General features: G+C 54.2%; 12 protein-coding genes. 6 read left to right on the top strand and 6 right to left on the bottom strand.

Annotated elements, in window-relative coordinates:
* The first annotated feature begins 46 nt into the window (after window positions 1-46).
* The gene (gene ypfJ / locus NA624_RS18520) at window positions 47-910 is read left to right on the top strand and encodes a KPN_02809 family neutral zinc metallopeptidase (RefSeq protein ID WP_001267519.1); all 864 of its coding nucleotides are present in this window, start codon (window positions 47-49) and stop codon (window positions 908-910) included.
* A gap of 15 nt (window positions 911-925) precedes the next feature.
* Window positions 926-2,944 (top strand): tRNA cytosine(34) acetyltransferase TmcA, encoded by a 2,019-nt coding sequence (tmcA, locus tag NA624_RS18515; protein WP_001279820.1) that lies wholly within the window; start codon window positions 926-928, stop codon window positions 2,942-2,944.
* 26 nt (window positions 2,945-2,970) lie between these two features.
* On the opposite strand, the gene NA624_RS18510 is transcribed toward tmcA, so the two are convergent.
* Genes NA624_RS18510 through NA624_RS18500 form a run of 3 tightly spaced genes read right to left on the bottom strand, consistent with a single transcriptional unit; the run spans window position 2,971 to window position 4,686 of the window.
* Window positions 2,971-3,171: a YpfN family protein gene (locus tag NA624_RS18510; RefSeq protein ID WP_000383842.1), complete on the bottom strand. Its 201-nt coding sequence runs from the start codon at window positions 3,169-3,171 to the stop codon at window positions 2,971-2,973.
* A 27-nt stretch (window positions 3,172-3,198) separates the two neighbouring features.
* Window positions 3,199-4,326: a succinyl-diaminopimelate desuccinylase gene (gene dapE, locus NA624_RS18505; RefSeq protein ID WP_001277825.1), complete on the bottom strand. Its 1,128-nt coding sequence runs from the start codon at window positions 4,324-4,326 to the stop codon at window positions 3,199-3,201.
* Between the two features lie 3 nt (window positions 4,327-4,329).
* On the bottom strand, window positions 4,330-4,686 hold the full coding sequence (locus tag NA624_RS18500) for an ArsC family reductase (protein WP_000631923.1): 357 nt from the start codon (window positions 4,684-4,686) through the stop codon (window positions 4,330-4,332).
* Window positions 4,687-5,098: 412 nt separating this feature from the next.
* Here NA624_RS18500 and ypfM point away from each other — a divergent pair, with 412 nt between their 5' ends.
* Window positions 5,099-5,158 carry a protein YpfM gene (ypfM, locus tag NA624_RS18495; protein ID WP_001386977.1) on the top strand — a complete coding sequence of 20 codons (60 nt, stop codon included), beginning with the start codon at window positions 5,099-5,101 and terminating at the stop codon, window positions 5,156-5,158.
* A 101-nt stretch (window positions 5,159-5,259) separates the two neighbouring features.
* Here ypfM and acrD read toward each other — a convergent pair whose 3' ends face one another.
* Both acrD and narQ read right to left on the bottom strand, forming a co-directional pair.
* Window positions 5,260-8,373, bottom strand: coding sequence for a multidrug efflux RND transporter permease AcrD (gene acrD, locus NA624_RS18490; protein WP_001263074.1), 3,114 nt, complete (start codon window positions 8,371-8,373; stop codon window positions 5,260-5,262).
* 184 nt (window positions 8,374-8,557) lie between these two features.
* A complete protein-coding gene (narQ, locus tag NA624_RS18485; protein WP_000216814.1) occupies window positions 8,558-10,258 on the bottom strand; it encodes a nitrate/nitrite two-component system sensor histidine kinase NarQ in 1,701 nt (566 codons plus the stop codon).
* 185 nt (window positions 10,259-10,443) lie between these two features.
* Between narQ and aegA the strand changes: the two genes are divergently transcribed.
* The gene (aegA, locus tag NA624_RS18480) at window positions 10,444-12,405 is read left to right on the top strand and encodes a formate-dependent uric acid utilization protein AegA (protein ID WP_001078934.1); all 1,962 of its coding nucleotides are present in this window, start codon (window positions 10,444-10,446) and stop codon (window positions 12,403-12,405) included.
* Window positions 12,406-12,853: 448 nt separating this feature from the next.
* On the opposite strand, the gene pbp4b is transcribed toward aegA, so the two are convergent.
* Complete coding sequence (gene pbp4b, locus NA624_RS18475; protein ID WP_000673291.1) at window positions 12,854-14,152, bottom strand: penicillin binding protein PBP4B; 1,299 nt, start codon at window positions 14,150-14,152, stop codon at window positions 12,854-12,856.
* A gap of 203 nt (window positions 14,153-14,355) precedes the next feature.
* On the opposite strand from pbp4b, the gene nudK reads away from it, so the two are divergent.
* Entirely contained in the window at window positions 14,356-14,931 is a 576-nt protein-coding gene (gene nudK, locus NA624_RS18470) for a GDP-mannose pyrophosphatase NudK (RefSeq protein WP_000084033.1), read from the top strand.
* Between the two features lie 124 nt (window positions 14,932-15,055).
* On the top strand, window positions 15,056-16,099 hold the full coding sequence (locus tag NA624_RS18465) for a DUF1176 domain-containing protein (RefSeq protein ID WP_001270669.1): 1,044 nt from the start codon (window positions 15,056-15,058) through the stop codon (window positions 16,097-16,099).
* The last annotated feature ends 23 nt before the right edge of the window (window positions 16,100-16,122 follow it).

Raw genomic sequence — 16,122 nt, 5'->3', positions numbered from 1 at the left:
TGACCGCCTACGATCATCTGTATAACAAAGAGAGAATGAGGTGATTATGCGCTGGCAAGGGCGTCGTGAAAGTAACAATGTAGAGGACAGACGTAATCGGCCAGGCGGCCCCTCGCTGGGTGGCCCTGGCTTTCGTCTTCCGCGCGGAAAAGGCGGCATCATTCTGTTGGTGGTGGTGTTGGTCGCAGGGTACTATGGGGTGGATTTAACCGGTCTGTTGACCGGTCAGCCGATTTCGCAGCAGCAGTCGACGCGTTCGATAAGCCCCAATGATGATGAAGCGGCAAAATTTACCTCGGTGATTCTGGCGACGACCGAAGATACCTGGGGGCAACTCTTTCAAAAAATGGGGCGCGGCTATCAGCAGCCAAAACTGGTGATGTACCGTGGTATGACGCGCACCGGCTGTGGTGCGGGTCAGTCCGTGATGGGGCCGTTTTACTGCCCGGCGGACGGCACCGTTTATATCGATCTCTCATTTTACGATGATATGAAAAATAAGCTGGGCGCGGACGGTGATTTTGCCCAGGGTTATGTCATCGCCCACGAAGTCGGCCACCACGTACAAAAACTGTTAGGTATTGAGCCGAAAGTACGCCAGTTACAGCAAAACGCGTCGCAAACGGAGGTGAATCGCCTTTCGGTGCGCATGGAGCTACAGGCGGATTGCTTTGCCGGCGTGTGGGGACACAGTATGCAGCAGCAAGGCGTACTGGAGGCGGGCGATCTGGAAGAGGCGCTCAATGCCGCACAGGCTATCGGCGACGATCGCTTACAGCAGCAGGGGCAGGGGCGCGTCGTGCCGGATAGTTTTACCCACGGCACCTCAGAACAGCGCTACAGCTGGTTTAAGCGTGGATTTGACAGCGGTGACCCGGCGCAATGTAATACGTTTGGCAAAAACTTTTGATAAACCGGGGCAGGGATGTCTGATATCGATGCGCTACAGGCGTTAACGTCGCAAATGACACAGGAAGGCATTCGCCGTTTACTGGTCATCAGCGGCGATGCGGCGTGGTGCCGGGAGCGGGCCGAGGCGATACGCGCTGCGCTGCCCGGTGACTGGCTGTGGGTTGCGCCTGACGCGCCCGCGCAGCCGCGCTGTACGCCACAGGCGTTACAAACGCTGCTGGGCCGTGAATTTCGTCATGCGATATTTGATGCCTGGCAGGGCTTTGATGCCGCAGCGTTTGCCGCCCTGAGCGGGACCTTGCAGGCCGGAAGCTGGCTGCTTCTGCTGATGCCGCCGTACGAGACGTGGGAAAGCAGGCCTGATACTGATTCACTGCGCTGGAGCGACTGCGCGCAGCCTATCCCCACACCGCAGTTTGCACAGCATCTTAAACGGACTCTTTCCCGCGATCCGCAAACGCTGCTTTGGCGACAGCGCCAGCCGTTTTGCTGGCCATCTTATCCTTCCCGTGAACGCTGGCGACCCGCCACCGGCGAGCCGCAGCCGGAGCAGGCGGCTATCTTATCGCGTTTACGTGAAATGCCGCCCGGCGTGGCGACGGTGATTGCCCCCCGTGGGCGCGGCAAATCGGCGCTGGCCGGGCAATTCATCTCCCGGATGGCGGGCACGGCTATCGTGACCGCACCGGCGAAAACGGCAACGGATATCCTGGCAGCGTTTGCCGGTGAGCGGTTCTGCTTTATGGCGCCGGATGCGCTGCTGGCGAGCGGGGCAAGAGCCGACTGGCTGGTGGTTGACGAGGCGGCGGCAATCCCCGCGCCGCTGCTGCTGCAACTGGTTTCGCGCTTTCCCCGCATACTACTCACCACCACCGTTCAGGGCTACGAAGGCACCGGACGCGGTTTTTTACTTAAGTTTTGCGCCCGTTTTCCGCAGCTTCACCGCTTCACGCTTCGTCAGCCTGTCCGCTGGGCGCCAGAATGCCCGCTGGAAAATATCGTCAGCGAGGCGCTGATATTCGACGATGAAGCGTTTGCGCAGGCGCCACATGGCGCGATAGCAATCTCGGCGTTTTACCAACAGGCCTGGGGGGAGACGCCCGCGTTGCCGAGGGCTGTGTATCAGTTACTGTCGGGGGCGCACTATCGTACTTCGCCGCTGGATCTGCGCCGAATGATGGATGCGCCAGGACAGCATTTTTTGCAGGCTACGGCGAATAACCGTGTGGCGGGTGCCCTCTGGCTGGTCGAAGAGGGCGGGTTATCCGCAGAACTCAGTCAGGCTGTATGGGCCGGTTTCCGGCGTCCGCGTGGAAATCTGGTGGCGCAGTCACTGGCGGCGCACGGTAGCGACCCTTTAGCCGCGACGCTGGTCGGGCGTCGCGTAAGCCGTATCGCAGTGCACCCCGCTCGCCAGCGTGAAGGCATCGGTCAGCAGTTGATTGCCTGCGCGTGCATGCAGGCGGCGCAGTGTGATTATCTTTCCGTCAGCTTCGGCTATACGCCGGAGCTGTGGCGTTTCTGGCAACGCTGCGGCTTTGTACTGGTACGGATGGGCAACCATCGGGAGGCGAGCAGCGGTTGCTATACGGCGATGGCGTTATTGCCGCTGAGCGACGCGGGAAAACGGCTGGCGCAGCAGGAACACCGACGTTTGCGCCGCGATGCGGATATCCTGACGCAGTGGAACGGCGAGGCGATACCGCTGGCGGCGTTACGCGAACAGGCGCTTAATGGTGAAGACTGGCGTGAGCTGGTCGGTTTTGCGTTCGCGCACCGCCCGCTACTGACATCGCTAGGTTGCCTGCATCGTTTACTGCAATGCAGCGCATTGCCGTTACCGGCGCTGAGAGGACGGCTGGAGGAAAAAGCCAGCGATGCCGAACTGTGCGCCCGGCTACGCATTTCAGGCCGTAAAGCTCTGCTGGCGTTGCAGCGTGCGCAGGCGGCGCAGGCGCTGATTGTGCTGGATGCCGGACGAACGCAGCGTTTACGCGACGTAATGCCCGGCGGTGGGGACCATGCCGGATAGCGATACCTGTCCGGCATGTTATCCGGTTACTTTTTCGGCTGATCTTTCTTCGGCCAGTCTTCTTCATCGTCCCACTTATCGTTAAAATCGCGATGCGGGGGCAGCTCAGGTTTATTGGCAAGGAATTTCTTATGGTCGATGCGTTTGAGATCTTTGATCACATTCAGCAGTACGCCTACCAGAAACACCAATACCAGAATCCACCAATATTTTGCCAGCCAGTCCATGCTTATTTCCTCTTACAGGAACGCTCATCAGGCGACGAGCTGTTCCATAATACGTTGATACATACGAGCCAGTAGCTGGAGATCGGCGGCATTCACACATTCATTAATTTTATGAATGGTGGCGTTCACCGGCCCCAGTTCTACCACCTGCGCTCCCATACGGGCGATAAAACGTCCGTCGGACGTACCGCCCGTCGTCAGTAATTGCGGTTTAATTTCATTATAGTGCTCAATGGCGTTTACCACCGCGTCCACCAGCTTGCCGCGTGCGGTCAGGAACGGCTGGCCGGAAAGCCACCAGTCTACGGTATAACGCAGCTGATGCTTCTCAAGCAGCGCATGTACCCGCTCTTTGATCATCTCATCGGTCAGTTCCGTGCTGAAACGGAAGTTAAACTGCACGAACAGTTCGCCCGGAATGACATTATTGCTGCCGGTGCCTGCCTGGATATTGGCTACCTGCATACTGGTGGCCGGGAAAAAGTCATTGCCCCGATCCCACTCGATAGCGACCAGTTCATTAAGAAAAGGCGCGGCGCGATGAACAGGGTTATCCGCCAGATGCGGATAGGCGACGTGCCCCTGAACGCCATGAATAGTGAGGTTACAGGTGAGGGAACCGCGACGCCCGTTTTTGACGACATCGCCCACAATTTCAGTACTGGAAGGTTCGCCGACCAGACAGTAATCCAGCCGCTCGTTACGGGCCATCAGCGCTTCAACCACCTTTACGGTGCCATTTTTTGCGCTGGCTTCCTCATCAGAGGTAATCAAAAATGCGAGACGGCCCCGGTGATGAGGATGCTGCGCAACAAAACGTTCAGCAGCCACCACCATGGCCGCCAGTGAACCTTTCATATCCGCCGCGCCGCGACCGAACAACATTCCGTCGCGAATCGTAGGTTCAAACGGCGGATTGATCCAGCGATCGACATCGCCAGCCGGTACGACGTCAGTATGCCCGGCGAACGCCAGCGTTTCGCCACGCCCACGCCATGCCCAAAAATTTTGCGTGTCGCCAAAATCCATATGCTCAATGGTAAAACCGATTTTACGCAGGCGTTCAATCATTAATGCCTGACAGCCTGCGTCATCCGGACTCAGGGAGGGGCGACGAATAAGTTGCTGTGTCAGCTCAATAACCGGGCACGACATAGACTACACCTCATCAAAAAACTGCTGATAACGGGATTCACTGAAACCAAGCAGCATAGGCTTCCCGGGCGCGCAGAGCAATGGGCGTTTGATGATTGCCGGCTGTTCAACCATGAGAGCAGCGGCGGAGTCGGCATCGGTAATCCCGCTGCGGTCGCCTTCATCCAGTTTGCGCCATGTTGTGCCGCGCGTATTCAGTAAAGGCTGCCAGCCGAGTTCGGCAATAAAGGTATTAAGAAGAGGGAGGTCTATGCCATCCACACGGTAATCGTGAAAACGATAATCAATGCCATGCTCCTCCAGCCAACGGCGCGCTTTTTTGATCGTGTCGCAATTCTTAATGCCATAGAGGGTAATCATATTGAATCCTTTAACGCGAAATTCGAATAAATAATCAATAGTATCGTCTGCGGGATAATAAGTGTGGCTGTTAATGGTTATTTATCCAGCGCTGATCGGCAATCAATATAACATTGTTGAGTGAATGTGAATAATGATTCCAAAACGTTCCAAATGTGGCTTGTTTATAATTCGCGGGACAAATCCTATTTTGTGCACATGCAATTGATTGTTTTTTAACCCGATTTGATAAAGTAGTAGAAAAGGTATTAATGTTGCTAAATATTGCAGTAAGTCACATAAAATTTACGGCTACAGCGCCATAGTAATATCATAGACAGCGTAACCAGAGGATATCGCAACAATCGGTTAAATGAACTTCTCTCTATACCGCTAACTACGTAGAATACCCATAATAATAAGAGAGGCTATTATGATTGAACGTGAACTGGGGAACTGGAAAGATTTTATCGAAGTCATGCTTCGTAAATAAATGCCTGGAAGGCACCGCGCTCCCATAGGGGATAAGAAAAGGCGACTCAACGAAAGTCGCCTTTTTTGTGCCCGACACCCTGTATCAGGCTGGCCGGGAGCTTATTCCGGGCGCGGCTTCAGCGGGAAGCGGCGACGTATCAGCACGAAAAACAGGGGTACAAAGAAGATAGCCAGAATGGTTGCTGAGATCATTCCCCCCATCACGCCGGTTCCGACAGCATGTTGGCTACCCGAGCCTGCCCCGGTGCTGGTGGCCATCGGCAATACGCCAAAGATAAACGCCAGCGAAGTCATCAGTATCGGTCGCAGGCGCTGGCGGCTGGCGTATAGCGTGGCGTCTAACAGCGCGTGTCCCTTCTGATTCATTTCGTTGGCGAATTCCACAATCAGGATCGCGTTTTTCGCCGAGAGGCCGATAACGGTCAACAGCCCCACCTGGAAGTAAACATCGTTTTCCAGCCCGCGCATCCAGGTAGCGAGTAGCGCGCCAATGACGCCGAGCGGCACAACCAGCATCACCGAAAAGGGCACCGACCAGCTTTCATACAATGCCGCCAGACACAGGAAGACGACTAATAGCGAAATAGCGTACAGCGCAGGCGCCTGCGCGCCGGAGAGCCGTTCCTGGTAAGACATGGCTGTCCATTCCAGGCCAAAACCGCCCGGTAACTGATGCACCAACGACTCCATGACATCCATCGCCGTCCCGGTACTGACCCCCGGCGCGGCCTCTCCGACAATTTCTACCGCCGAATAGCCGTTATAGCGTTCCAGACGCGGCGATCCGGTTTCCCAGCGCGAAGTGGCGAAGGCGGAGAAGGGGACCATGCCGCCGTCTTTGTTACGGACATACCAAAGATTAATATCATCCGGCAACATACGATATTTCGCCGCGGCCTGAACATAGACCTTCTTCACGCGGCCCCGGTCCATAAAGTCGTTGACGTAGCTCGATCCCCAGGCTGTTTGCAGGGTGTCGTTGATATCGTCAATTGATACGCCCAGCGCCTGCGCTTTTCGTTGGTCAATATCAATTTGCAGTTGCGGGCTGTCGTCCAGGCCGTTGTGACGCACGCGGGTCAAGGAACTGTTTTTCCCGGCCAGCTCAATGAGTTGATCTCGTGCGGCCATCAGCGCGTCATGGCCTGCTCCGGCGTGATCCTGTAATTCCATATCAAAACCGGCGGAGCTGCCCAGACCGCTAATTGCCGGCGGGCTGCTGGCGAAGATGCGAGCTTCTTTAATCTGGTTAAACGCTTTTGTCGCCCGCTCAATAATGGCGAACGAGGAGCCGGTGGTGGGATCGCGCGCGTCCCAGTCTTTCAAGCGAACAAACATGCGCGCGACGTTTTGCCCATTCCCGCCAGGGCCGGAACCTACCGTCGAGAAGACCGACATAATGTTGTCTTTCTCATGGGTGAAGTAATAGTTTTCAACTTTTTCAACGACTTTCAGGGTCTGTTGTTGCGTAGAACCGCTCGGTAGCTGGATAGACGTAGTGAACATGCCCCGATCTTCTTGCGGTAGAAAGGAGGTGGGGAGACGCAAAAACAGGAACACCATGCCGCCAAGCAACAGAACATAAATCAGAATCCAGCGCAGGCTGCGATGCAAAATTTTCGCTACGCCTTTCTCATAACGTTCGGCATTACGATTGAAGGTACGGTTAAACCAGCCGAAAAATCCGCGTTGCCCGTGCTGTTCGCCTTTGTGCAGCGGTTTTAATAACGTTGCGCACAGCGCTGGCGTCAGAATCATGGCGACCAGCACCGACAGCACCATTGCCGAGACAATGGTAATAGAAAACTGACGATAAATCGCCCCGGTGGTACCGCCAAAGAACGCCATCGGCACGAATACCGCAGACAGCACCATCGCGATACCGACCAGCGCCCCCTGGATTTGTCCCATGGATTTGCGCGTCGCTTCACGCGGTGTGAGCCCTTCTTCGCTCATGATACGTTCGACGTTTTCCACCACCACGATGGCATCGTCGACCAGGAGCCCGATCGCCAGCACCATCGCGAACATGGTTAATGTGTTAATACTGTAGCCAAACGCGTAAAGCACGGAGAAGGTGCCCATTAATACTACCGGCACGGCGATCGTCGGAATTAGCGTGGCGCGAAAGTTTTGCAGGAACAGGTACATCACCAGGAAAACCAGCGCGATAGCTTCCAGCAACGTTTTGACCACATCGATAATCGAGGCTTTGACAAAGGAGGTGGTTTCATACGCGATCTTGTATTCCAGGCCGTGAGGGAAGTACTGCGCCAGCTCGTTGAGGCGATCCAGTACCAGCTTCGCGGTCGCCATTTCGTTCGCGCCGGAGGCCAGCTTAACGCCAAGACCGGAAGCCGGATTGCCGTTAAAACGGCTGAGGTAGTCATATTTTTCCGCCCCCAGCTCCACGGTGGCGACATCGCCCAGTTTGACCTCGGAACCGTCCTGATTAACGCGCAGGGTGATATCGCGAAATTGTTGCGGCGTTTGCAGCAGTGACTGCGCATTAATGGTGGCGTTCAGCGCCTGCTTGTCGACCGAAGGCGTACCGCCAAGCTGCCCGACGGCGATTTGCGCATTCTGCGACTCAATCGCATCGGTCACGTCTTTCGTGGTCATCTGAAAACTATTCAATTTGGCCGGATCGAGCCAGATACGCATAGAGTACTGTGAACCATAAGCGTCAATATCGCCCACGCCGTTGACGCGGCTGAGCGGGTCCTGAATATTACTGGCGACGTAGTCGGCAATATCCTGCTTGTCCATAGAGCCGTCGGTAGAGACGAAAGCGATGGTCAAAATATTGGTATCGCCCGTTTTGCGTACCGTGACGCCTTGATCCTGTACCGCCTGCGGCAGTTTACGCATCGCGGACTGTAACTGGTTTTGCACCTGCTGAACCGCCTCATCAGGATCGGTTCCCGCAATAAAGCTCAGCGTGATGGTCGCCTGTCCGGTTCCGCTGCTTTGTGATGACATGTACATCAGATTATCGAGGCCCGTCATATTCTGCTCAATAACCTGGGTTACGGTATTTTCCAGCGTTTGCGCCGACGCTCCCGGATAATTCGCGGTAATACGTACGTTGGGCGGCGCCAGATCGGGATATTGTTCAACAGGTAAAGAGAAAATGGCTAACGCCCCTGTCAGACACAACAGGATAGCCAGCACCCAGGCAAAAATGGGGCGATCGATAAAAAAATTCGCCATTAAAGGGGAACCTCGTGTTTCTACATATCGTTATAGATTTGAACTGCTTCACTGTAGCGGCAAGCTACGAGCCAAACGTGGAGAAATAAAGGAGATAATGTAAATTATCATGCGCTTTTACAGCATACTTTTTGTGCCAACGCCGGAAAGCCTGACATCTGGCCTTCCGGCGATTTGCCGTTCTTTACGTTAACTGACTCTCTTCCTTGTTGGAGGAGCGAAAACTGATACTGACCAGTGTGCCGCCGCCGGAGGGTTGCGAAAAATTCAGCGTGCCGCCAAGGCGCTCCGCGCGCTCACGCATTATATTCAGACCATAGTGTCCGGCAGGCTCATGCGGTTCGCCGATACCAATGCCATTATCGCGAATATAAACGGTATGATCGCCGTCAGGCGCGGTGACGCAGCTCACGGCGATTTCGCTCGCGTTGGCGTGTTTAATGGCGTTCAGGACCGCTTCACGCACAATTTGCAACAAATGCACCTGCATTTGCGCATCCAGCGCCAGCGTGGGTAAACGGCAATCCAACGTGAGTTTGGCCGGGGTCTGACTCTGTAAATCTTCCAGCATCTCATGCAATGCGGAGGGTAAATCGGCCTGCTGTAACGTCAGACGGAACGTGGTGAGTAGCTCGCGAAGCTGACGGTAGGCGTCGTTCAGCGCTCTGGAAAAATCCGCCATGATGCTTTGCGCGCCGGCGTTATCTTCTGGAATGGCGCGCTTCAAAAGCGTTAACTGAATACGTAAATAAGAAAGTACCTGCGCCAGCGAATCGTGTAGCTCACGGGCAATCGTCGCGCGCTCTTCCATTAACAAAAGTTGCTGGAAGTGTTTTTGCGCCTGATTAAAGTACAAACCACGCCCCAGCATCGTGGAGACGCTGTTCAGCAGCGGCGTAGAGGCATTAACGTTGGGGCTTTGCCAGTGGAGTTCGCCATAGACCGTGTCCTGCATCGTCACTGGCAGCATTTGCATCGGCAGGTCGGGGCTTTGCGTGCCTTCGCTAATCCGCCAGTTATCGCCCACGGTTAACTCCAGATACCAGGCGGCGTCATGTTCACGGACAATTTGCAAAATATGGCGAAAACAGTGGACATCGATTTGGCTGGTATTCAGCGCCTGGGAGCACTGGTATAACACCTCCAGGCGGCGATGCGCTTCGTGCAGATCGTGCGTTTTTTCTTCCACCGAGGCTTCCAGCGAACGGTAAAGTTTATGCAGCTCGCTCGACATCTGACTAAACGTTTTCGCCAACAATCCCAGCTCATTGGGTAAGCTGGTATCCAGCGGCAGCGGGGCGAACTGACCATGTTCAATACGCTGACTGGCGGTGACCAGTTGATTCAGCGGACGAACGACCTGCTGGCGAATACGCCGTAGGGTAAAAAAGACCAGCGTAAAGATGCCGATACCGCCCGCCAGCGATATGGCGACGACCAGCATGACTTTACGCTCGGCGTAATGCTGTAACGCCAGAACGAAGAGATCAATTTGATCGACATAATTGTTGATATTGGTCTGATACCAGGCAATGTCGCCGTCCTGTAGGCGGCTATTCATCTCCAGCCAGTTGGCGTGCAGGCGCGCGTAGCGAGTTTTCACCGCCTGCGGCACATACCAGGCGTTGAGATTTTGCAGTACCGGCGAGTTGAGCGCGTGCTGGAAAAGTTGACGATGCGCATTAATCTGCGGGCTACGGCTTTGCAGATCGTAACCCAGCCGATAGCTCTGCATTCGTAGCGAACCGGCGATATTGATCGCTTCGGCATCCCGTAAACTGCTGGTCAGCGTCAGTAATGCGCTGCCGGTGGACAGAATAGACAACAGCACAATATAGAAAAAAGCCTTAGCCAGACTGGCTGAGACCGGGCGTTTAACCGTCACGCTGGTACTCCCCGCATTTAGCTGAATCGCAATTGCATTTGCTTTGAAATAAATTGATCTGCCACAGGTTCTGGACAGATAGTTGTGCTTCCTGGGCAGATGAACATTGCCGACCCCGCCTTCGTCAGTTAATAACAATGCTCATATAAAGAATAAGGTTTTTACAACCAAAACAGAAGGATGCCATGAATCGTTTTATTATGGCCAATAGCCAGCAGTGTCTGGGCTGCCATGCCTGCGAGGTCGCCTGCGTAATGGCTCACAATGATGAGCGCCATGTCCTGACGTCACAGCGCTATCAGCCCCGAATTACTGTCATCAAACATCAGCACCAGCGCAGCGCGGTCACATGTCACCATTGCGAAGATGCGCCCTGCGCCCGTAGCTGTCCGAACGGCGCGATCGCGCATATTAACGACAGCGTGCAGGTCAATGCGCAGAAGTGCATCGGCTGTAAATCCTGCGTCGTCGCCTGCCCATTCGGCACCATGCAGATGGTATTGACGCCCGTCGCGCCAAACCAGTTCAAAGCCAGCGCGCATAAATGCGATCTGTGCCAGGGACGTGAACAGGGTCCGGCCTGTGTGGAAAATTGCCCGGCGGATGCGCTGCAATTGGTCACCGAAGACTCGTTGACCCGTCTGGCTAAAACGCGACGGCTGCGTACCGCCCAGCAGGAGATTCGCCCCTGGCATACCGTGGATACACAACACAGTGGGACAGCAAGCAGCAAAGTCGAGCGTATGCAGGCGACGCCGCCGCGCGGCGAACCGGATAAACTGGCGATTGAAGCGCGTAAAACCACCTTTGAGGAAATTTATCTGCCGTTTCGCGCCGCGCAGGCGGAGCGTGAAGCGTCCCGCTGCCTCACATGCGGGGAACACAGTATCTGCGAATGGACCTGTCCGCTGCATAACCATATTCCCCAGTGGATCGAACTGGTGAAAGCCGGCGATATTGATGCGGCGGTAGAGCTTTCCCACCAGACCAACTGCCTGCCGGAAATTACCGGGCGCGTCTGTCCGCAGGACCGGCTATGTGAAGGCGCGTGTACACTCCGCGATGAGTATGGCGCGGTTACCATCGGCAACATTGAGCGCTATATCTCCGATCGCGCTCTGAGCAAAGGCTGGCGTCCCGACCTGTCGGACGTACAGAAGAGCGATAAGCGCGTGGCGATTATCGGCGCGGGGCCGGCAGGTCTTGCCTGCGCTGACGTGTTGGCGCGCCATGGCGTAAGCGCCACCGTCTACGATCGCCATCCGGAAATCGGCGGTTTGCTCACCTTTGGTATTCCGGCTTTCAAACTGGATAAATCTCTGCTGGCGCGCCGTCGGGAAATCTTCAGCGCGATGGGGATTCGTTTCGAGCTTAACTGCGAAGTAGGGAAAGATATTTCTCTGGAGACGCTGCTGGAGAGTTATGACGCCGTCTTTGTCGGGGTAGGAACCTATCGTTCCATGAAGGCTGATTTACCGAATGAAGACGCGCCAGGGGTATATGATGCGTTGCCATTCCTCATCGCCAATACCAAACAGGTGATGGGCCTTCCGGCGTTGCCTGACGAGCCGTTTATTGATACTGCGGGCCTTAACGTGGTTGTGCTGGGCGGCGGTGACACCGCAATGGACTGCGTACGTACGGCGCTGCGTCATGGCGCTGCCAATGTCACCTGCGCTTATCGCCGCGATGAGGCCAATATGCCGGGGTCGAAAAAAGAGGTGAAAAACGCGCGGGAAGAGGGCGCGAACTTTGAATTTAACGTTCAGCCGGTTGAGTTGGTGCTGGATACGCACGGGCGCGCCAGCGGTATTCGCTTTTTGCGTACGCGGCTTGGCGAACCGGATGGTCAGGGGCGACGCCGCCCGGTACCTGTACCGGACAGCGAGTTCGTGATGCCGGCGGATGCGGTCATTATGGCGTTTGGTTTTCATCCGCATGGTATGTCGTGGCTCGAATCGCATGGCGTGAAGGTGGATAACTGGGGACGTATTGCCGCCAGCGTCGAGAGCGAGTTTCGTTACCAGACGTCCAACCCGAAAATTTTCGCCGGCGGCGATGCGGTGCGCGGCGCCGATCTGGTGGTGACGGCGATGGCAGAAGGCCGACATGCAGCGCAGGGGATACTCGACTGGTTAGCTAAATAAGCGTATTTGTAGGCCGGTTAAGGCCTGGAACGGTTAAATGATTGAGTGATAAAAAATCTTAAACTTATTGGCTAACCTTACTCCGTTTGCAGAAATGTTGACGCTCGCAGGGCTGGACGCCCTGCGATAAACATTTTCCCGTCGGGGCGACGTTTAACAGGCCTGATGAGGCCAATCTTAGTATTGAAAATAGAGTGTAAATTGAAGGAAGGGACGCTATCAGAATCCCTTCTTAGAGCCTATCCCATTAGGGCTATTTTACTTGCCATTTTGGTCCTGGGCAGTGCTCGCCAAAACGCGTTAGCGTTTTGAACGCCGCTAGCGGCGGCCCGAAGGGCGAGCGTAGCGAGTCAAACCTCACGTACTACGTGTACGCTCCGGTTTTTGCGCGCTGTCCGTGTCCAAACTGGCTGCGCCAATAACGCCTGGTGGGACAGGCTCTTAATTTTTATTTTAAGGAACCATATATCTGGTCAACAATCCAGCCATACGTCGCCGCAGGTAATAATCCACTGACAAAAACATTCGGATTCACTTTAGGATTTGCTACCGGCGAGTGCGGCCTGTTACCTAAAATCACAATCGCCATATGATTAACCGGATCGATAGACGTCAGCGTTCCGGTCCATCCGGTATGTCCATACGTTTGCGGACTGGCTAATACCCCGAACGTGGGGGTCATTGAGGCGTTGCCGTTAACGCGCCACCCCAGACCAAAGGTAGCGTCTTCTGGCGATCGGCGAGTAAACTGCGCAACCGTTTTGTCGTCGAATAGCTTCACGTTACCGTAGCCGCCCCCATTGAGCATGACTTGCATTAACACAGCCATATCATGGGTGTCAGAAAACAGTCCGGCGTGTCCTGAAACGCCGCCCATTGAGTACCAGGCTTTTTCATCATGCACCTGGCCCCATAGTGTATTGGTGCGAATATTGGGGAAATGAATCACGCCGTCACGCGTATTGCCGTGTAGTTCCGTTGCGGCGATTTGCGGCGGCGTGAAGCCTTTCATCAGCGGGTTAAAGACGGTATGTTTTAATCCGAGCGGTTTATAAATGGTGGTTTCGACGTAGCGATCTAATGGCATTGCCGTTATCGATTCAACGATAAAACCAAGAATCATATAATCCACGTCGCTGTAGATATGCTTTGACCCAGGTTGATATTCCAGCGGCGTCTTTTTAATCATCTCCAGAGTAGTGATTTTACTCTGTGAGAATAATTTACCGGCGACGTTTTTATTAGGATATTGTGGGTCGGCAGGAAAGCCCGCGACGTGATGAAGAATATCAATAATGCGGAGTTTATCTTTGCCTTTTATTTTATCCCCAGGCATATCCTTAAAGCCGGGGATGTATTTTGATACCAAATCATTGACATCTATTTTCCCTTCATACACCAGTTTTTGCAATGCAAAGTTAGTGGCATACATTTTTGTGTTTGAAGCCAGGTCATACATCGTGTTAGTGGTCGCCCGAATGGGATGGGCTAACAGCGTGGAACCGTCATATTTTTTGGCATAGCCCCAGGCTTTTTGTAGAACAATATGATTATCTTTTATCACCAGAAGATTAATACTGGGATATCCGGCATCAATTTGATTTTGAATCCAGCCATCAAGTCGGTGAAGTTTTTGGCTATCAAATCCCACCTGATCAGGGCTCGCGGTGGTCAATACCGGATACTCAACGGCAAAAGCTGAAAGGGAAAACGTCAGTAGAACCGTCGCAACGAGAGTAAATTTCATGATGATTCCCTCAGTCTCACTCCGGCCGTCAAATCATATCGCGAGCATGGACTTTGCGGCCCGGAGAAGCAGAATATGGTCATGGCAGTGACAGAAAAATATGGCTGTACATCTGTTCAGTCGGCGTTAAGGATTAACCCTTCAGCAGACAAAACCGACCTCACGGCGTAATATTAATGCTCTTTTTACACCCTGGAGCCAGCATGTCGCAAACCATTACGCTTATTAAGGATAAAATTCTTTCTGATAATTATTTTACTCTGCGCAACATTACCTATGACCTGACCCGTCGTAATGGTGAGGTTATCCGTCACAAGCGTGAAGTTTACGATCGCGGGAATGGCGCAACCATTCTGCTTTACAACTCAACTAAAAAAACCGTGCTTCTGGTTCGTCAGTTTCGCGTGGCGACATGGGTCAACGGTAATCAAGACGGTATGTTAATTGAAACCTGCGCTGGCCTGCTTGATAACGACGAGCCGGAGGTCTGTATCCGTAAAGAGGCCATTGAAGAGACAGGGTATGACGTTGGTGAGGTACGCAAGATATTTGAGCTTTATATGTCGCCAGGCGGCGTCACGGAGCTGATTCATTTCTTCATTGCCGAATATCATGATAGCGAGCGTGCCAGCATCGGCGGCGGCGTGGAGGACGAAGAGATTGAGGTGCTTGAACTGCCGTTTTCCCGGGCGCTGGAAATGGTGCGCTCAGGCGAGATTCGGGACGGTAAGACCGTGTTATTGCTTAACTATTTACAGACATCTCATCTAATGGACTGAAAAAAAAGAAATATATTTCTTTACACAAAAAAGACCAATCCGATAAATCTGATTGAGAACCCTGAGGCGCGCAAGGAAGATACCGCCTTAGCTGTGTTGTTCTGAATCTGGGGTTGTTCCGTTCATGCGCTACCGCGTTATTCTTTTTTGTCTGTTTGGCCTGTTGCCGGTCCAGCTACTGTGGGCTGCGCCAGCGCAACGGACTTTTTCCGACTGGCAGGTCACCTGCAATAACCAAAATTTTTGCGTAGCGCGCAATACTGGCGAACATCATGGGCTGGTGATGACATTAAGCCGCAGCGCCGGGGCGCGTACCGATGCGGTACTGCGTATCGACCGCGGCGGTTTGGCGCCGCCCGACGCTAAAGAAGCCGCAATTGCGCCTCGCTTATTGCTGGATGGCAAACCGCTTTCGTTCAACAGTCCACACTGGCGCGTGTCGCCCTGGCATCTCATGACCGGCGATCCTGCCACCATCACCGCATTTTTACAGACGATTCAGGATGCGCAGGCCATCACCTTAAAAAACGGCGTTCAGACGCTTTCGCTGGCGGGATTAAAAGCGGCATTACTGTTTATCGACGCGCAACAAAAACGTGTGGGTAGCGAAACCGCCTGGATTGAAAAAGGAAACGAACCGCCGCTCAGCGTGCCCCCGGCGCCGGCATTAAAGGGGATCGCCGTGATTAATCCAACGCCCGTACCGCTGAGTGAGGAAGAACGCGACGATCTGCTGGACTACGCAGCATGGCGGGTAAACGGCATTCGCTGTTCGCTTGACCCGCTGCGTCGCGAGACGCAGGTCAGCGCGTTGACGGATGATAAAGCGTTATTGATTGTTAACTGCGAAGCCGGCGCCTATAACACCATTGATCTCGCCTGGGTAGTTTCACGCAAAAAAACGCTCGCCTCGCGCGCCGTACGTTTGCGGCTGCCGTTTAATCGCGGCGTCGAAAGTAATGACATGGAGTTGATGAACGCCTTCTTTGACGAGAAAACGCGCGAGCTGGTGACGTTGGCGAAAGGGCGGGGGTTAACCGACTGCGGTATCCAGACGCGCTGGCGTTATGATGGCGATCGTTTTCGTCTGGTGCGTTATGCCGAAGAACCGAGCTGCGATAGCTGGCACGGGCCGGATGCCTGGCCTACGCTGTGGATCACGCGTTGAATCCTGGTTGTTATCCCCTTTTC

The organism is Salmonella sp. NW38 (assembly GCF_051807745.1).
GTDB lineage: Bacteria > Pseudomonadota > Gammaproteobacteria > Enterobacterales > Enterobacteriaceae > Salmonella > Salmonella enterica.
The sequence above is the reverse complement of the archived record's forward strand: the minus strand, read 5'-3'. Positions and strand labels throughout refer to the sequence as shown.